This window comes from Bradyrhizobium sp. USDA 10063, assembly GCF_054063735.1.
Genome location: NZ_JBSSGP010000002.1, coordinates 1,307,317 through 1,325,177 on the forward strand (window position 1 = coordinate 1,307,317; position 17,861 = coordinate 1,325,177).

17 protein-coding genes and 1 pseudogene are annotated in these 17,861 nt (G+C 63.7%); 13 read left to right on the forward strand and 5 right to left on the reverse strand.

From position 1 onward, the window contains the following. Positions 1 to 4: 4 nt before the first annotated feature. From trpD to ACVJGD_RS08125, 4 genes are all read left to right on the forward strand, one after another. Positions 5 to 1,018: an anthranilate phosphoribosyltransferase gene (gene trpD / locus ACVJGD_RS08110; protein WP_456633864.1), complete on the forward strand. Its 1,014-nt coding sequence runs from the start codon at positions 5 to 7 to the stop codon at positions 1,016 to 1,018. 43 nt (positions 1,019 to 1,061) lie between these two features. Beyond that, positions 1,062 to 1,883: an indole-3-glycerol phosphate synthase TrpC gene (trpC, locus tag ACVJGD_RS08115; RefSeq protein WP_456633865.1), complete on the forward strand. Its 822-nt coding sequence runs from the start codon at positions 1,062 to 1,064 to the stop codon at positions 1,881 to 1,883. A 4-nt stretch (positions 1,884 to 1,887) separates the two neighbouring features. Then, the gene (gene moaC / locus ACVJGD_RS08120) at positions 1,888 to 2,391 is read left to right on the forward strand and encodes a cyclic pyranopterin monophosphate synthase MoaC (protein ID WP_456633866.1); all 504 of its coding nucleotides are present in this window, start codon (positions 1,888 to 1,890) and stop codon (positions 2,389 to 2,391) included. A 119-nt stretch (positions 2,392 to 2,510) separates the two neighbouring features. After that, entirely contained in the window at positions 2,511 to 2,786 is a 276-nt protein-coding gene (locus tag ACVJGD_RS08125; RefSeq protein ID WP_456633867.1) for a hypothetical protein, read from the forward strand. Between the two features lie 397 nt (positions 2,787 to 3,183). On the opposite strand, the gene ACVJGD_RS08130 is transcribed toward ACVJGD_RS08125, so the two are convergent. Together ACVJGD_RS08130 and ACVJGD_RS08135 are read right to left on the reverse strand one after the other, a co-directional pair. Then, positions 3,184 to 4,518: a S41 family peptidase gene (locus tag ACVJGD_RS08130; protein ID WP_456633868.1), complete on the reverse strand. Its 1,335-nt coding sequence runs from the start codon at positions 4,516 to 4,518 to the stop codon at positions 3,184 to 3,186. A gap of 154 nt (positions 4,519 to 4,672) precedes the next feature. Beyond that, positions 4,673 to 5,839: an NADH:flavin oxidoreductase/NADH oxidase gene (locus tag ACVJGD_RS08135; protein ID WP_456633869.1), complete on the reverse strand. Its 1,167-nt coding sequence runs from the start codon at positions 5,837 to 5,839 to the stop codon at positions 4,673 to 4,675. Positions 5,840 to 6,690: 851 nt separating this feature from the next. Between ACVJGD_RS08135 and ACVJGD_RS08140 the strand changes: the two genes are divergently transcribed. Further along, positions 6,691 to 6,834: a hypothetical protein gene (locus ACVJGD_RS08140; protein ID WP_456633870.1), complete on the forward strand. Its 144-nt coding sequence runs from the start codon at positions 6,691 to 6,693 to the stop codon at positions 6,832 to 6,834. A gap of 355 nt (positions 6,835 to 7,189) precedes the next feature. Beyond that, positions 7,190 to 7,381, forward strand: a complete 192-nt coding sequence (locus ACVJGD_RS08145) for a hypothetical protein (RefSeq protein WP_456633871.1) — start codon at positions 7,190 to 7,192, stop codon at positions 7,379 to 7,381. 410 nt (positions 7,382 to 7,791) lie between these two features. Here the strand turns inward: ACVJGD_RS08145 and ACVJGD_RS08150 are convergent, their stop codons facing one another. Next, entirely contained in the window at positions 7,792 to 9,027 is a 1,236-nt protein-coding gene (locus ACVJGD_RS08150) for a c-type cytochrome (RefSeq protein WP_456633872.1), read from the reverse strand. A gap of 1,310 nt (positions 9,028 to 10,337) precedes the next feature. On the opposite strand from ACVJGD_RS08150, the gene ACVJGD_RS08155 reads away from it, so the two are divergent. From ACVJGD_RS08155 to ACVJGD_RS08175, 5 genes are all read left to right on the forward strand, one after another. Continuing rightward, positions 10,338 to 10,967 carry an HAD-IA family hydrolase gene (locus tag ACVJGD_RS08155; RefSeq protein ID WP_456640207.1) on the forward strand — a complete coding sequence of 210 codons (630 nt, stop codon included), beginning with the start codon at positions 10,338 to 10,340 and terminating at the stop codon, positions 10,965 to 10,967. 9 nt (positions 10,968 to 10,976) lie between these two features. Next, positions 10,977 to 12,188 (forward strand): molybdopterin molybdotransferase MoeA, encoded by a 1,212-nt coding sequence (locus tag ACVJGD_RS08160; protein WP_456633873.1) that lies wholly within the window; start codon positions 10,977 to 10,979, stop codon positions 12,186 to 12,188. Positions 12,189 to 12,389: 201 nt separating this feature from the next. Further along, positions 12,390 to 13,091 carry a transcriptional repressor LexA gene (gene lexA / locus ACVJGD_RS08165; protein WP_454628042.1) on the forward strand — a complete coding sequence of 234 codons (702 nt, stop codon included), beginning with the start codon at positions 12,390 to 12,392 and terminating at the stop codon, positions 13,089 to 13,091. A gap of 292 nt (positions 13,092 to 13,383) precedes the next feature. Further along, positions 13,384 to 13,809, forward strand: a complete 426-nt coding sequence (locus tag ACVJGD_RS08170) for a hypothetical protein (RefSeq protein ID WP_456633874.1) — start codon at positions 13,384 to 13,386, stop codon at positions 13,807 to 13,809. A 153-nt stretch (positions 13,810 to 13,962) separates the two neighbouring features. Next, positions 13,963 to 14,184: a hypothetical protein gene (locus ACVJGD_RS08175; RefSeq protein WP_456633875.1), complete on the forward strand. Its 222-nt coding sequence runs from the start codon at positions 13,963 to 13,965 to the stop codon at positions 14,182 to 14,184. Positions 14,185 to 14,192: 8 nt separating this feature from the next. Here ACVJGD_RS08175 and ACVJGD_RS08180 read toward each other — a convergent pair whose 3' ends face one another. Further along, positions 14,193 to 16,481, reverse strand: coding sequence for a ComEC/Rec2 family competence protein (locus tag ACVJGD_RS08180; RefSeq protein WP_456633876.1), 2,289 nt, complete (start codon positions 16,479 to 16,481; stop codon positions 14,193 to 14,195). Positions 16,482 to 16,701: 220 nt separating this feature from the next. Between ACVJGD_RS08180 and ACVJGD_RS08185 the strand changes: the two are divergent. Beyond that, positions 16,702 to 16,901: pseudogene (locus ACVJGD_RS08185) on the forward strand (MFS transporter); the annotation flags it as partial. 146 nt (positions 16,902 to 17,047) lie between these two features. Here ACVJGD_RS08185 and ACVJGD_RS08190 read toward each other — a convergent pair. After that, positions 17,048 to 17,410 (reverse strand): SPW repeat protein, encoded by a 363-nt coding sequence (locus tag ACVJGD_RS08190; RefSeq protein ID WP_456633877.1) that lies wholly within the window; start codon positions 17,408 to 17,410, stop codon positions 17,048 to 17,050. Between the two features lie 253 nt (positions 17,411 to 17,663). On the opposite strand from ACVJGD_RS08190, the gene ACVJGD_RS08195 reads away from it, so the two are divergent. Beyond that, entirely contained in the window at positions 17,664 to 17,846 is a 183-nt protein-coding gene (locus tag ACVJGD_RS08195) for a hypothetical protein (RefSeq protein ID WP_456633878.1), read from the forward strand. Positions 17,847 to 17,861 lie beyond the last annotated feature (15 nt).

Here is a 17,861-nt window from a genome sequence, read left to right on the forward strand (position 1 = left end):
GGCGATGGACGACCTGAAATCGATACTTGGAAAAGTCGCCACCGGCGCAACCTTGTCGCGCGACGAAGCTGCAAGCGCCTTCGACAGCATGATGTCGGGCGAAGCTACGCCCTCGCAGATGGGCGGCCTGCTGATGGCCTTGCGCGTGCGCGGCGAGACCGTCGACGAGATCACCGGCGCGGTGTCGGCGATGCGCAGCAAGATGCTGCGGGTGACCGCGCCTGCCGAAGCGGTCGACGTGGTCGGCACCGGCGGCGACGGCTCCGGATCCGTGAACGTGTCGACTTGCGCGTCCTTCATCGTGGCCGGCGCGGGCGTGCCGGTCGCAAAGCATGGCAACCGCGCATTGTCGTCGCGCTCGGGCGCCGCCGACGTGCTGGCCTCGCTCGGCGTCAGGATCGACCTTACGCCTGCGGAAGTCGGCCGCTGCGTGCAGGAGGCCGGGATCGGCTTCATGTTCGCTCCCGCCCATCACCCCGCCATGAAGAATGTCGGCCCGACCCGGGTCGAGCTTGCGACCCGCACCATCTTCAACCTGCTCGGCCCGCTCTCCAATCCCGCCGGCGTGAAGCGGCAGATGGTCGGGGTGTTCTCGCGGCAATGGGTGCAGCCGCTCGCGCAAGTCTTGAAGAACCTCGGCTCGGAAGCGGCCTGGGTGGTGCATGGTTCCGACGGGCTCGACGAGATCACGCTCACCGGCCCGACCTTCGTCGCGGCGCTGGAAGGTGGCGATATCAGAACCTTTGAAGTGACGCCGGATGACGCCGGCCTCGGCCGCGTCGGCGGCGAGGCCCTGAAGGGCGGCGATGCCGATGCCAATGCGGTGGCGCTGCTCGGCGTACTCAATGGCAAGCCGAGCGCCTATCGGGACGTCGCGTTGCTCAACGCCGCCGCGGCGCTGATCGTCGCCGGTCGTGCCAAAGATTTGAAGGAAGGTGTCTCGCTTGGGACCCATTCATTGGATAGCGGTGCTGCCGCCGCGAGGCTCAAACACCTGATCGCGGTTTCCAACAGCTAGAGCATGATCCGGATCATGCTCACATAGAGACTTAGGGTCCGCGATGTCCGATATCCTGAAGAAGATCGAAGCCTATAAGCGCGAGGAGATCGCCGCCGCCAAGCGCGCGCATCCGCTTTCCGAGATCGAGGCACGCGCCAAGGCGGCGTCGCCGCCGCGCGGCTTCGTGCGCGCGATCAGGGAAAAGCACGGCCGTGGCGACTATGCGCTGATTGCCGAGATCAAGAAGGCCTCGCCATCCAAGGGGCTGATCCGCGCCGATTTCGATCCCCCTGTTCTGGCAAAGGCCTATGAGGCCGGAGGCGCCGCCTGCCTGTCGGTGCTGACGGATACGCCATCGTTCCAGGGGCATCTCGATTTCATGGTCGCGGCGCGCGCGGCGACCAGTCTGCCGGTGCTGCGCAAGGATTTCATGTTCGACACCTATCAGGTGGTCGAGGCCCGCGCCCATGGCGCCGACTGCATCCTGATCATCATGGCCGCGCTCGACGACGCCGCAGCGAAAGACATCGAGGACGCCGCGATCTCGCTTGGCATGGACGTGCTGGTCGAAATCCACGACCGCGCCGAACTCGACCGCGCGCTAAAGCTTCGCTCGCCGATGATCGGCGTCAACAACCGCAATCTCCGCACCTTCGAGACCACGCTTGCGACCAGCGAAGCGTTGGCGCCGGTGATCCCGAAGGAGCGGCTGATGGTCGGCGAAAGCGGCATCTTCACGCCGGACGATCTGGCGAGGCTCGAGCGCGTGGGCATGTCGACCTTCCTGGTCGGCGAGAGCCTGATGCGTCAGGCCGACGTGACGGCGGCAACCCGCGCGCTGCTCACGCGCCAGAGCGCGCCGCGCGCCACGGGAACGCGCTAGGGCGATGGCGGAGAAATCGAAGGGCGGTCCGGCCCTCACCCATATCGATGCCAGCGGCGAGGCACGGATGGTCGACGTCTCCGCCAAGCCCGCAACCGAACGCACCGCGGTCGCCGAAGGCCGCGTCGTCATGAGCAAGGCCACGCTCGAGCTGATCGTCTCGGGCAACGCCAAGAAGGGCGACGTGCTCGGCACCGCGCGCATTGCCGGCATCATGGCGGCGAAGCGCACCTCGGAACTGATCCCGCTCTGCCATCCGCTGGCGCTGTCGAAGGTGACGGTCGATATCGAGCCGGACGAGAAACTGCCGGGCTGCATCGTGCAGGCAACCGTCAAGGTCACCGGCCCGACCGGCGTCGAGATGGAGGCGCTGACCGCGGTCTCCGTCGCCTGCCTCACCATCTACGACATGATCAAGGCGGTGGAACGCGGTGTCCGCATCGAGGGAATCCATCTCGTCGAGAAAAAGGGCGGCAAATCCGGCCACTATCGCGCCGGCGATCGATGACGCACATTCAAATGGCGATGCGTCACGACGGCTCTGTCACGCGGCTGTGACCGGGTGGCCTGGAGTGCGTCACCGCTCGCGGTGTTACATTTGGCGTGACCTTTTGAAGGAGCAACGCAATGTGGGCCTTCAAGCTTCTTGGTGCGGCTGCAGCACTCTGCATCGTCGGCGCGCCGGCAACGGCACAGCAGGTGATTTCCGAGCCTGGCTATTGCGCGCAATTCTACCCCAACGCCAATTGCCAGAACAAAGGTCCGAACAACCCCTATACAGGCGGCTATCAGCGCCAAATTGACCAGGGTTACGGGATGCTGGCTCCCAATCCGCCGATCGGGTCGGCCGGCAAGCGGTCGCGGAGCCACCGCTCCGATTCATCCGCCATCCGCACGCGCTGAACCGATTGAATGCGGTAGGGTGGGCAAAGCGAAGCGTGCCCACCATCAACATTCCGCCCGCGGACGGTGGGCACGCTTCGCTTTGCCCACCCTACGATTCTCGCTCGATCTATCCCCTCACCCTGAGGAGCGCGCAGCGCGTCTCGAAGGGCGAGGCCACCGGCCGGGCCGCATCCTTCGAGACGCGGCGAAGGTGCCGCTCCTCAGGATGAGGGGAGAGAGGATCGCTCGCGAGATCAACTCGAGTGCTCGGCAGTTGCAAGCCCACGCAACTTTCTCCCCTCATGGTGAGGAGGCGCGAAGCGTCGTCTCGAACCATGAGGCCCAGCCGGTGGCCTCATCCTTCGAGACGCCTGCTGCGCAGGCTCCGCAGGATGAGGGTCTGGCGCCGACAGCCTCAGTTCGGGACCGTCCGTTTCGGCGCGCCCTTGGCGTCGGCGTTGACGGTGACGCCGCGCAACAGGTTGTAGGCGGCGTTCAGCGCCTTGTCGTTCTTCTCGTCGGGCGGAACGAACGATTGCGAGCCGGTCTGCTCGGTACCTTCGGCGGCCAGGTGCCCGCGCATCGACGCCTCGCCCTTGATCTCGGCGCGGGTCTTCAATTCGTCCGGCACGTCCTGCAGGATCTCGATGTCGGGCGCGATGCCCTGTGCCTGGATCGAGCGGCCCGACGGCGTGAAGTAGCGCGCGGTGGTCAGCGCCAGCGCGCCGTTGCCGGCTCCGAGCGGAATGATGGTCTGCACCGAGCCCTTGCCGAAGGTGCGGGTGCCGATCAGGGTCGCGCGCTTATGGTCGTGCAGCGCGCCCGCCACGATCTCGGAGGCCGAGGCCGAGCCGCCGTTGATCAAGACCACCAGCGGCTTGCCCTTGGTCATGTCGCCGCCGCGCGCGGTGAAGCGCTGCGTCTCTTCCGGCAGGCGGCCGCGGGTCGAGACCACCTCGCCGCGCGACATCAGCGAGCTCACCACCGACACCGCCTGGTCGAGCAGGCCGCCGGGATTGTTGCGCAGGTCGATCACATAACCGGCAAGCTTGTCCTGCGGGATCTGCTTGGAGATCTCGGTGATCGCCTTGTGCAGGCCCTCGGTGGTCTGCTCGTTGAACGAGGTGATCCTGATATAGCCGATATTGCCGCCGTCGGTGTGGAAACGCACCGGGCGCACGCGGATGATCTCGCGGGTGATGGCGACGTCGATCGGCTTGTCGGCATCCTTGCGGATGATCTTCAGCTTCGTCTGGCTGTTGGGCGCGCCCTTCATCTTGTTGACGGCCTGATCCAGCGTCATGCCCTGGATCGGCTCGTCATCGATCTGGGTGATGATATCGCCCGACATGATGCCGGCCCGTGACGCCGGCGTATCGTCGATCGGCGCTACGACCTTGATGAAACCGTCTTCCATCGTGACTTCGATGCCGAGCCCACCGAACTCACCATGGGTGGTCTCCTGCATGTCGGTCCAGCCCTTGGCGTTCATGTAACGAGAATGCGGATCGAGCGAGGAGATCATGCCGTTGATTGCGCCCTCGATCAGCTTGGAGTCGTCGGGCCTTTCGACATAGTCGGTCCGCACGCGTTCGAACACGTCGCCGAACAGATTGAGCTGGGAATAGGTATCGGAGCGAACCGCGGCCTTCGCGACCGCGACCAGATTGGCGCCCTGCGGCGCGGTGACGAGAAGGGTAAGACTAGCGCCGGTGACCGTGCCGAGGAGAAAGCCAAAATTCCTGCGCATTGCGTGCGATCCTTCCCGCTTGTTGCAGCCACGACTGTGATGAATCGTCGTTCTCACCCGACAGCAGCAAACACACAATGCCTTTTTGGTCGGATCAAGGCCAATTTTACCGGAGAAATACCGTCGCTCACGACAACGTGCGTTGCCCGTTGCCTCATGGACCTCGTTCTTGGAGTCCGCTCTGCCAGGTCGACGGATTTGTGCCAAAGCCACGTTTGGCGCGCGTGCCCAGCCAATAGCCGAACTGCGGCGGAACATTACGAAATGGCAATTCCACGCCGAGCTTCAACGCGGCATCCATCGGCCAGTTGGGGTTGTTGAGGATCTCGCGGCCAATCGCGATCAGATCTGCCTGTTTTTCGCGCAGGATCTGTTCGGCCTGGTCACCATGGATGATGAGCCCGACGGCCATGGTGAGGATGTCGGCGTGACGGCGGACGTATTCCGACAGCGGCACCTGGTAATTGTACTTGATCTCCTTGCCGAGGATCGGCGCCATGTCGGTGATGCCGCCGGACGAGCAATCGATGACATCGACACCCTTTGCCTTGAGGATCCTGGCGAGCCGCACGCTCTGCTCCGGGCCCCAGCCGGCATTGTCCTCGACCGACAGCCGCACGAACAGCGGCTTGTGATCGGGCCAATAGCTACGCACCGCTTCAGTCACCTCGATGATGAAGCGCATGCGGTTCTCTTCCGAGCCGCCATACTCGTCGGCGCGCTGGTTTGCGCGCTCCGACAAGAACTCGTGCACGAGATAGCCGTGGGCGCCATGCAATTCGAGCACGTCGAAGCCGGCCTCATTGGCGCGGCGCGCAGCATGGCCCCAGGCCTGCACGAGGTCCTTCACCTCGCTGCGCTCCAGTGCCCGCGGCACCGGCCAGCGCGCACTGTGCGCGATCGCACTCGGCGCAACCGGTGTCCAGTCGTCCCAATCCTCGATCTCCGGCGACCGCTGCAGCGGCCCGTCGCCTTCCCACGGACGCGTTGCGCGCGCCTTGCGGCCGGAATGGCCGAGCTGGATGCCGGCAAGCGCATTCTGCTGCTTGATGAAGGTGACGAGCCGGTTGAGTGGCGCGATGAACTTGTCGTCCCAAATCCCGAGATCGCCAACCGTGCCACAGCCGCGCCGCTCGACCTTGGTTGACTCGACGATGACAAGCCCCGCCCCGCCGGCGGCAAACTTGCCCGCATTCATCAGGTGCCAATCGGTCGGAAATCCTTTCACGGCCGAATATTGATGCATCGGCGGCACCACGATCCGGTTCTTCAGCGTGATCCCGCGGATCGTCATCGGTGAGAACAGGAGCGTGCCGGACATGTCTGGTTTCCTCGCGTCATTGGGACGTCGTTACCCGTCGTTGCGCCGGGATCGGTCTCTGGCTGCGACTGCGCCTACGCACTGCCCGATGATGACGAACCTAGAAATATCGCCACGGACAAGCACGCGCAATCTGTGCGTTAGGAACTTTGTTCAATCTCATGATCCTTCTAATATTTGCACTGCCGCAGGCAGGACAGAAGTACCAAGATTCACTTGCGATGACCCTCGGACCCGGACTGGGATTGCTGCCGCACATCGTTCGATGACATTGAAAGCCGTCACAAGCATCGTAACCGATGAATGCAACTTCAGGGGCGGGATAACCTGAACAATACACTTTCGTTCCAGTCCAGCATTCGTCACCGTCCCCTTTTGAATCACTCCTCACGTATGTCATTCCCAGATCAGTGCAGTCTGCTGGCGACCCAAAGCAAAATGGGGCTGTCCCGATCCAGATCCCCGGCTCCGCAAATGCATCCCTGGTTAGCAAGATAGCGGCTACTACGAAGACTATCCTGAATAGGATCATAGAAGAGCCTCCCTATCTGTGACAGATGTGGAGGGGGATACCCTGACCCACCACAGATGATATTTGAGCAACCAGAGACGCCTGTAAAGAAAGATGCGCATGTCGCACGACACACCAGTGGTCAGTCGCGCTTATTGCTTTCCTTTTCCTTCATGATCTCGCGGAGAGACTTCGGCCGCGGAGGTGACCTGTAGCTGCCCGCCCACGAGGCCGCGATCACGCCCTCGAAGGGAGCTTCCCCAGAGTGCAACTCGGCATTCCGCTATTGGTCGTGACTAGTTTAGCGTTTGCCGCGCTAGGCCCTGTCACCGAAGTGCCCATGCCGATCCTCGACGAGATAACGCAGCCTGATCCGGCAGGGATGGAGGAGGTGCTAAATCGTAATGGCCATCATACACTGGATGCGAAGGACCTCGACCGATTGATGTCGCGTTTGGGTCAAACCGAGAAGAACGTGCGGTGACGGCCGAACAATTCGCAGGCGCATATTTGAAATCCCGGCTTGGTCGGGTGGATAGACGACCTCAGCCGGGATACGGCAGCGGAGTGAGTTGGGGTGGGAGGGACCGCTGCCGCCCTCCATCAGAACCGGCACCGAAGAAAGCACTTTAAATATCTGTCCGAATCTTGTTTTAAATCTAATATTATATCTTTCTTTAAATACAGCATTTTAGATCACCAAAGATATCAACCACATAGATAGAAGCGATGCGCGATTTATCCGGCGCTTCCAATTTAAATAGAGCTTGTCAAAATCATTTAAAACTGATTTATTAAACAGCTCGATATTAAAAACTTTTTGGTTGGGACCACTTGTCATGGACGAGAGAATTGACCGTTTGCGCGCCCATCAAAAGAACATTGAACGCTATCAGCGCCTGCTCAAGACCGAGCTGACCGATGTTGAAATGCATTACCTCGAAAAGCGTCTGTCCGAAGAGCGTTTCGTGATGGCCGTTCTGAGCGCCGACCATCAGCGAAGCATCGATCTTCCCGACGCGCTGCAATAGGGGCGAAATCCAATTCCAACGAGCATTGGAGAACGGAGGGTGTGTCATGCGAAATCAAGACCGCGTTTCCGATAGCTACCTCGCCCTCACCGCGGCGGGATTTACCTTGCTCTGCTCAAGCCTCCTGGCTTTTGCCTTCCTTTGACCTTAAGGGCCCGAAGCTTGCGGAGCGGGCACGGCGCATGCTTACGAAACGCGACTGTGCCGAGAGTCCGCTATGGCTCATAAGCGCCGTTTTGGCGGCCAAGCCGTCACTTCCCGTCTCCCCGGCGCAGCAGACGTTGTTGACCGGCTGTTGGCAGGTCTTTGCTACCCGCCACGGCAATGGCAACCGCCAGAGAAAAAAGCGCGCGACGTGTCCATGTGAGAGCGTTCGTCGTACCGCAATCTCCACATGTCCCATCAAGCATCTATCTCTTTGTCGCGCGCTCGAGAAATTGCACCAGTGCGGCGCGGTCCTGTGCCGAGCCAATGCGCTGCTCGGGCATCTTGGTGCCCGGGGTGTAGGCCGAAGGTCCGATCTCGAACAATCTGGAAACCGTCTCCGGCGTCCAGACAATATCGAGGCGCTTGAGTGCTTCGGAAAAATTATAGCCCGGCACGGTTGCGATCCGTCGGCCGAAGATGCCGGACAGAGTTGGGCCCGCCCTGTTGGCTTGCTCGGCGCCAAGGGTATGGCAGGCGATACAGGCACGAAACACCTCCGCACCATGGTCGCCGGCATAGGCGGCCAGCGGATCTCCCGTGGTCTCCAGGAGAAGTGGATCGACGGGATCTCCCGTCACCACGTTCCAGCGGCGGATGATGTTGTCCGCGCCACCGGTGAGCAGGGTGCGGCCATCAGGCATAAACGCGACCGACCAGACCGGCAGCTCGGGACCGGCCAGTTTGCGCGCCAGAGTGCGCGTCTTGCGATCGATCACGGCGACCGATCCGCCAACGCTCGCGGCAGCCACCAGCGCGCCGTCTGGCGAGATCGCAATCGAGGTCACTGGTCTCGGGCCGGCTGCGATTTCACCGGCAGCCGCGCCGGCTCCCGTCAGAAAATATAGCTTACCATCAGCGCCGCCGGTCGCGATTTCGCCATTGCTGCCGATTGCCACGGCGTTGAGCGGGCTCGGCATTGCAACAACGGTCGGCGTTTCGCCGGCGAACGGCCAGATGCGCACGCTCTGATCGTAGCTCACGCTGACCACGGTGCGACCGTCGGGGGCGAATGCAACGCCATTGACGTTCTGGGTGTGACCTTCGAGCACACGCGCCGCACCGCCCGCGAGCGGCCACAACCGAACCGTATGATCCCACGACGCGGAAGCCAGTGTTGTGCCGTCGGGCGACAGCGCGAGCGCGGCGATGGGCGCCGTATGGCCTTCCAAAACTGAATCGGGCTCCGCCTGGCCGGGACTCCAGATTGCAATGCGCCCGTCGGCGCCTGCTGTCGCGGCGTGCCCGCCCCCCAGCAGCACGACTGCATTGACGGCGTCGGCATGGAACCGCAGCACCTGTTCGGCCGCAATGCGCGTCAGCGACCAGCGGATTGCGGTTGAATCAAAGCTTCCTGAGATCGCGGTTTGTCCGTCGGACGAAATCGCCAATGCCCGCACCGGCCCGCCATGGCCGCGCAACTGCGCGCAGGCGGTAGTCATCCCCAGAGGCAGAATTACCAACAAGGCAGCGCACGTCAAAAACGCAGGGGCGCATTTTGCGAGGTGGAGCATTCGCGGCAATCGTGTCCTCCATTCGCACCGCCCTCGGCGCGCCTGTCGGCCGCGCGCCAGACCCTTCGACGACCGCAAGCGTCAAAAGCTCACGCCGTCGCATACCCGCTCCCAAGCATCAGAAAGGCACTTTAACCCCTCGATCGGAGCTTCGGGAAGAGGCCGAGGGGCGTGAACATACGCCATTCTATGCCGGCATGCGGCGCGAGTGGCGCGCCAAAACCTCCGCTGTCATTCCGGGGCGCGACGAAGTCGCGAGCTATGATGTGCAATTGCACATCAGAGAATCCATTGGGCCACAAGCGCAAGCGGTGAAATGGATTCCGGGCTCGATGCTGACGCATCGCCCCGGAATGACAGCCCCGTCATTGCGAGCGGAGCGAAGCAATCCATGTCTCCGCTTGTGGCGCTGTGGATTGCTTCGCGTCGCTCGCAATGACGATGTGGTTAGTTTGGGTGCGACAAATCAACCCGACGGGCAAATCACCAAAAGTCTGTCCAGACTATCAGCGAAAAATATTCCGCTTTCGCCGTCGGGCAAATCAGTGATTTAACTCCGCGCGTCTCACCCAGATGAGGGGCGGATCGCGATCGTCACGAACGTTGCGGTGAGATGCGGTGGACGCGGCTGTTGCGACAGACGAACGCAACATCCGCGGACGGCGAAGTCGTGTGGTTCTGGCGCCCCGACGCTGGCGCTAAGTTTTTTGCGCAAACAAAATTTGCGCGAGAGATGACGGTGGCAAGAAAGCCCGGTCACCGGGAAGAGCACGAAGTAAGCCGTAAACCACTGCGCAGGGAAAGCCGGAGTTGCTTCGGTTGACCTGTGGTCCTACCCCCGTGCTTTTTGTTGCACGGGGCCCACGGGTGCAACCGGCACCCGGCTTTCCCTGCGCCCTCTGATTGATGAGAGGGTGAAACGGTACGCAAACCTCGGGCGCAAAGCGCCGCGAGAACGCGAACTCACATCCTCTCCGCTGTTTGAATCCGAATCTCACCCCACGTCGTCCCGGCCTTGCGCGCCGCGGCGAAGCCCTTGGCGTAGCCGGGACCCGGGACCCATAGCCACAGGATGTCGTGATGTGCTCCGCTGTAACCGCTTGTGCTCACGCAACAACGCCTCGCTGTGGTTACGGGTCCCTGCTTTCCAGGGACGACAGCGGTGTGCGTGACCGTTGCCGACGGTTGCCATTGACGACATTGCCGTGGTCGCAGGATTTTCGTACACCACCGTCGTCATGACCCAACCGTCCCTCTCCCCCGGCTCCGCCGACGTCCTGTTGTTCGATCTCGGCCGCGTCGTGCTCGATATCGATTTCGGCAAGGTGATGACCATCTGGGCCGGCCATGCCGGCTGCGAGCCCGCCGAGCTCGCCGCCCGCTTTGTCATGGACGAGAGTTACAGGCATCACGAGGTCGGCAAGATCGATGACGCCGCCTTCTTCGCAAGCCTGCGGCAGTCGCTCGGCATCGAAATCTCCGACGCCCAGTTCCTGGAAGGCTGGAACGCGATCTTCGCCGGCGAGATGCCAGGAATCGCCGAGCACCTGGCGCGCGCCAAGGTGCGCCTGCCGCTCTATGCTTTCTCGAACACCAATCCGCCCCATATCGAGCATTTCTCGACAGCCTATTCGGACGTGCTCGGCCACTTCCGCCAGATATTCTTCTCGTCGACGATCGGGTTTCGGAAACCCGATGCGGAAGCCTATGATTACGTGGTGAAGGCGATCGGCGTGCCGGCCTCGCGCATCGTGTTCTTCGACGATTCCGCCGAGAACATCCGCGGCGCACGAGCGGCAGGCCTTAACGCCATTCACGTCACATCGTCAGATGATGTGACGAACGCGCTTCTCGCACTCGGAATTTAGGAGTTGCCCGTGGCCCTGATGCCGGTCGCCGATGCGCTAGCCGCTGTTCTCGCCGGCGTGGAACCGTTGACGGAAGAGATGGTCGCGCTCGATGCTGCCTGTCACCGCACCCTCGCGCATGACGTCGCAGCGAGGCGCACGCAGCCGCCACTGGCGATGTCAGCGATGGATGGCTATGCGGTGCGCTCAGCCGATGCCGCCGATCTCAGCGCGCGGCTGAAGGTGATCGGCGAAGTCGCCGCGGGCCGGCCGTTCGATCGGGAACTTGGCCGGCGCGAAGCGGCGCGGATCTTCACCGGTGGCGTCATTCCCGCTGGCGCCGATGCCGTCGTGATCCAGGAAGACACCAGGGTCGACGGCGATCACATCACCATCACCGAGGCCGCCATCGCCGGGCGGCATATCCGGCCCGCCGGGATCGATTTCCGCGAAGGCGACGTGCTGCTTCAGCGCGGCAGCCGGCTGACCGACCGCGCGCTGTCGCTGGCGGCGTCGATGAACTATCCGGAACTCGCGGTGCGGCGCCGGCCAAAGGTCGCCGTGCTCGCGACCGGCGACGAACTGGTGATGCCGGGCAGCTCGCCGGGTCCGGGCCAGATCGTCTATTCCAACGGCTATGCGCTGCGGGCGCTGGCCCGCGCGGAAGGCGCCGAAACGATCGATCTGGGGGTCGCCGCGGACACGGTTGCCGCCACCACCGAAGGCATCCGCCGCGCGCATGCCGCGGGCGCCGATATCCTCGTCACCACCGGCGGCGCCTCGGTCGGCGACCATGACCTCGTGAAACCGTCGCTCGAGGCCGAGGGTGTCACCATGGCGTTCTGGAAGATCGCGATGCGGCCGGGCAAGCCGATGATGCATGGCCGGCTCGGCGCGATGCGGGTGATCGGCCTGCCCGGCAATCCGGTGTCGTCCTATGTCTGCGCCTACCTGTTCCTGGTGCCGTTGATTCGGGCCCTGCTCGGCCGCTCGGCGATCCATCACGTCAGGAAAAGCGCCCTGCTCGGCCGCGATCTCGCCGCCAACGATCAGCGCGAAGACTATCTTCGTGCGCTGCTCGAAGAGCGCGCCGACGGCACGCTGATCGCAACGCCGGTCACCCGGCAGGACAGTTCGCTGCTCGGGAATCTCACTGCGGCGCAGGCACTTGTGATCCGTCCGCCATTCGCGCCGGCGGCGCCGAAAGGCGCCCCCTGCGACATTCTCCGATTGCCTGAATGAAGCCGCGACCAGCACGTACGGGAGCATTTCCAATCGCGTTCACCTGAAATTAAGTGGTTGCGGAACACATATCGAACATATAGTGTCCGTTCATGATTTGTTTCGAAACTCGCTGTCTACGAATGGGAGTGCGTGGCTCCCGAGATCAGCTCTTCTCAAGTCTCGGATCGAACGACGCTACCAACCGGGGGAATGCTCGCGATGCTTACGCGCAAACAGTATGAACTTCTGCGTTTCATCAACGAACGGCTGAAAGAGGCCGGTGTGCCTCCTTCCTTCGACGAGATGAAGGACGCACTCGACCTGCGCTCGAAGTCCGGCATCCACCGCCTGATCACGGCGCTGGAGGAACGGGGCTTCATCCGTCGCCTGCCGAACCGCGCCCGCGCGATCGAGGTGATCAAGCTGCCCGAGCTCTCGGCGGCCGGCAACGGCCGCCGCGGGTTCACGCCGAGCGTCATCGAAGGCACGCTCGGCAAGCGCACGAGCAGCACGGCCGTGGCCGAGGACGATGGCAACCGTCCCGTCGCGGTCCCCGTGATGGGCCGGATCGCGGCGGGTACGCCGATCGAGGCGCTGCAGACCCGCAGCCACACGATCAGCGTGCCGCCCGACATGCTCGGCTCCGGCGAGCACTACGCGCTCGAGGTGCGTGGCGATTCCATGGTGGAGGCCGGAATCCTCGACGGCGACATGGCGCTGATCCAGCGCAACGAGACCGCCAACACCGGCGACATCGTGGTGGCGCTGATCGATGAGGAGGAAGCTACGCTGAAGCGCTTCCGTCGCCGCGGCGCCTCGATCGCACTCGAGCCTGCCAATGCCGCCTACGAAGTCCGCATCCTGCCGCCGAACCGGGTGCGGATCCAGGGCAAGCTGATCGGGCTTTATCGCAAGTATTGAGCGTCCGGCACAGCAGCCCGTCTGGTACTTGGGTGGGTACTTTGTTCATGCGAGACGCTGACAAGAACGACTTAGAATGATTAGAATATGAGTCCCGGTAGTTCGCCGCCGGGGCTATTCTGTGCGAGGCAACGTACGGCAGCGCCTCGCTATCGTGTTTGTGAACGGACACAAGGCGTGGGCCGTACAAATGCCAAGAACGAAGCAGAGGCTTATAAGTTATCGTCCACTCTGATAGAGGCCTGCGCCTCTCCCAGGCCCGGGTCGGCTATCTCGAATGAGGAGCAATCCGATGTGTGACTATAGCCTGCATGCCGTGGCGACGCGTCCCGCCCAGGTTGGAGAGACGCTCATCACCACCACCTTCCGCGGCACCTCGACCCGCGGCTTCGCTTCGGAAAGCGATCCGACGGTCGCGGTCTGCATGCTTCCCGGGACCGAACTCGCGTTCGCTGACAACGTCCGTTACGACAATCGCTGGATTTGGACCAAGACGACCGGCTTCCGCGTCGGCAAGTTCAACCAGATCGATCCGCATATTCGGGATCGTCACCACGACGCTATCGAATTCCCCGATGGCAGCCATGTATTGGTGACCCAGCTCTGCGAAGGGCAGCGGGCGACCGTGCTGCAACTGCCCGTGACGCATCATGTTGTCGAGCCGGCGCAGAAGGTGGTCGAGCAGCGCCCGGCGCCGAACCCGCTGTTCATGGGCTGACGGCCTCGCGCAGCGTGCGCCGCCGGTTTCGGCCGGCGGAACGTTGCCGCGAGCGACAAGCAAAGTGTTTTGAGCGGCCCCGGAGGGCACATCCGGGGGCGCGTGTGATTTTGTGTTGAACGAGTGCTTCATTTCGCCGAGGGGGCGTGATCGGTGGTCACCAAGATCACATGGCAAAGAGCCGGACGCGTGGCCGAGCCGGGCCGGTACATGTTCAGGTTCGGCTGGCTCACCGTGGCAGCGGAAGATCTTGCCATCTGGGAGCGATATCCGGATGCGACCTTTACGCTCGTTCAAATGCCTTCGCGTTCAGGCAGCCCGGACGAGTTTCGACTCGGCGCGTTCGAGTTGCCGGCCAGCGCCGGCGGAGATTGACGGGGCGCTCAGTCTTCTGGCTGCAGGTCGGATTCGGACGGGGTCGCATCGATCGCGCGCGGCGCAGGTGCTCCCTGGATTCGGATCGTGGTCTCGGGCTCGCCTTCGCCTGACATCGCGGGGGACCACGGCCGGTCGAGGCCGGCGGGCCTGACCGCGTCGATGACGAAGCCGTTCCGGTTCCGCCGCAGCGTCAGCCCGCCCTGCCGCCGCAGGCGCTCGGCATCGATGACCGCCGCGGTGCAGCCCTGCGGAACGGGCCTTGCCGTCACGATCAGCACCGCCCGCTCGCAATCGTCCGCAAGCGCCTCAGCGCGCTGCGTGAGGGCAATGAACGCGCCGCCCGCTGCAGGGCTCACGCAGCCGCCCTCATCGCACGACACACCCTCGGTGAGCGAGGGATCGCTTGCGGCCCGGGCATCGGCGTCGGCAGCCAGCCACTCCTTCGCGAGGAACGCGTCCTTCGCGGTCCGCATCAGGTGCAGTCGCCCGTCACCGCCGCGCACGGCGACATGGCGGCCGTCGCCGGAAATCAGGATGTCCGGTTGGGGCGCCCTCACCGCCCAGACCACCGCAATGAGAAGCACGGCCGCGCCGACGAAGCGCAGCGGCGTGCGCAACAGCCCGAGCAGGATGATGCCGAGGCTCGCGGCGATCAGAGGGCCGATCCCGAACGCACCAATGCGGCCGACCGCGCCCGGCAACGCGGCGACCCATTGCGCGACCACGATCATCCAGTCGATGCCGGTGCCCATGATCGCCCAGAACACGCCGTCGAAGCCGAACGGCATCGCCAAGAGGCCAAGCAGCCCTGCCGGCATCACCAGCGCCGACACCACCGGCATCGCCGCGAGATTGGCGAGCACGCCAAAGGGTGCCACCCGGTGAAAGTGGAAGGCGGCATAGGGCGTGGTCGCAAGCCCCGCCACCAGCGACGCCAGCAGCAGCATCGCGACCTCCCGCCCACCCCACAGCGCAATCCGCGCGGTCGTAGAATGATCGGGAGCGGCGAACAGATGCGGCATGCCGATCTGCACCAGCGCCACCAGCCCGAGGGTGGCCGCAAACGACATCTGGAAGCTCGGATGCACCAGCGCTTCCGGCGCGATCACGAGCACGATCATGGCCGCGACCGCGAGCGTCCGGAACGTGACCGCGCGGCGGTCGACCATGACCGCGATCAGCACCACTGCCGTCATGAAAAACGAGCGCTGCGTCGCGACCTCGGCCCCCGACAGCAGCAGATAGAAGGCGGCCGCCACAAGCGCGGCGGCGGCGGACCATTTCTTGATTGGAAAGCCCACGGTGAGCACCGGGAACAGCGCAAGCAACGCGCGGACCGCGAAGAAGACCACGCCCGCGACCACGGCCATGTGGTAGCCCGAGATCGACAGCACGTGGCCGAGCCCCGAGACGAACATCGCGTCATTCACCGGCTCGGAGATTGCGTCGCGCCGGCCGGTCAGGAGCGCGGTCGCGATCGCGCGATTGTCGCCCTCGAGCACGTTGCGGATGCGCGCGTCGATCGCATCGCGCATGCCCTGCATGAACGCCGCATAGCGCAGCGCAAATCCGCGGCCTTCCGGCGGCGCCGTCGTCTTGATCGCGCCGAGTACGAAACCGGAGGCGCCGATGCCCTGGAAATAGAGATCGCGGCCGAAATCATAGCTGCCGGGCCGTAAAGGCGAGAGCGGCGGCTGCAGCCGCGCCTTCAATTCGACGAAGCTGCCGACTTCAGGGGCGGTGCCCTTCTTCACCGAAAGCCTGATACGCTCGAGCTTCGGCGCGCCGCGCTGGCTTTCGATGCTCGCCACCCGCAGCACGAAACGATCGGTCCGCTCTCGGATGTCGCGCGTCTCGACAAATCCGGTGAGCGAGACCGAAAACAGCGGCCGCGCCAGCACGCCATGCGCGACCCGCGCGGTTCGCCAGGTAGCAACCGCAAAGCCCGCAGCAACAGCGGCAATCATGACGGCGACGACGAACGCCTGCCGCCGCCTGAGCAGGAATGCGAGAATGCACAGCGCGATCGCGACGATCACCGCGACCGACAGCACCGGTTCATGGTCGGCGGCGAAGTAAAGCGCGATGCCGCTGCCGAACGCGACCGGCACCCAAGGCAGAAGCCGCCCGGCGCCCGCTTCGGCACGGGCCCATTGGCGCAATGTCTCGATGATCGGGGGCCAGGCGCCGACGCTGATCGGGGCATACCCACCCGCCGACGCGATCGCCTCGCGTGGCGGCCAGGTGCCGGCATAGCCGCGCCTGCCGCCCGGCGTCCTGCCCTCGTCCGACATCCTGCGCCCTGGACTACCCCTGTTTCTGCGAAACTACCGGAAGCAGGTATCCGCGGGATAGCGGAACAGATGCGAACATCCTGCCGGAGCGCTCCCAATCCCGGCACCGGCTTCTTCCGTCGGCCTCAAGCCCGATTGAGCCGAAAGTCTCGTAAGGCTGCAGTCCCATTGAGGATTGGACTGCGGTCGCGCCTCCGCCCGTACAGATGGGAAAGAGGCTTATCACATCGGCAACGGCTGGGGCGGCGGCTTGGTGCCGTTGTCACCTCGGCGGCTTTCGCCGCCACCGGCAGCGTCGGCTACGCGCTGATCTGTCCGATCCTAGTTCCGGCGGTCTGCTTCGTGCTCGCCGTTTTCCTGATGCCGGAGACGCGCAAGACCAGCATCTGGGAACCGGTCGAACCGAGAACCGCATCGTGACAGGATAGCTTCGCCGCGGGACCACCAAGTCCCGCGGCGGGGCAGTCCACTTTCCGGCAAGAGCGCGCCGACGTTTCTCGGGGACGACGCACGTCGCCCCCGCCGCCGCGTAGCGGTCGGACCAATGGCTCGGCCAACCTACCTTCTCAGCCGGCTCGGTGATGCCAGCGATCGTGCCACCAGGTGGTGAATTCACGATCCGTCAGCAGCTCCCAGCCTGCAAGAAGAATTACCAGTACGCCCGACAGCACGCTGCTTACCGTTGCCGCGACCTGCTCGTAGCCGACCGTCCAAGGTGCAACCAGCAGAGCCAGTCCGAGGAGCATCTCTCCCCATTCCTCCAGATAGGATGGAATGACAAATGCCTCGACGGCAAACAGGATGACAGCCAACCCAAGCGCGATGGTGATCCAGACGGCCGCCCCGGCGAAGCCCAGGGCAAAGGGCGACCCGACCAGCCACACACCCACCAACAAGCTGGCAACGTCCTGCCAGTGTTGAATGCGCATGACACTCACCTCCCCTCTCACATGGATATGGTGGGGGTGCCGTTGGAAAGATATCCGTCCGACCTGCGCTGTGTTGCCGCTGCCAGTGCTCCGGGGCCGCTCTCCAATCCCGGCGGCCCATCACCCGGAAAGCACTCTTGCAAGTGCGCCGCAGCAGGATGCACACTGCTGCGCTCAGTTAGGTGTCAACGTCTACGGCTCTCGGCCCGACCGGAATTCACGGTTGCGCCCAGAACGAGAGGAGCATGACGCCATGCGAGAAATCGAGATCCACAATTATGCGCGGCAGCTCTTGGAAGCACATGGCGCCAAGGCCATTGCGGAGGCTGCTCAGAACGCCATCGAGCTCGAGGCAAAGGGCCAGGTCGAACTCGCCAAAACCTGGCGGCATATCGAAGACGCCATGAAGCTGATGCGCGGGCCGCACCAAAGCTGAAGCTGCCGGCGCGGC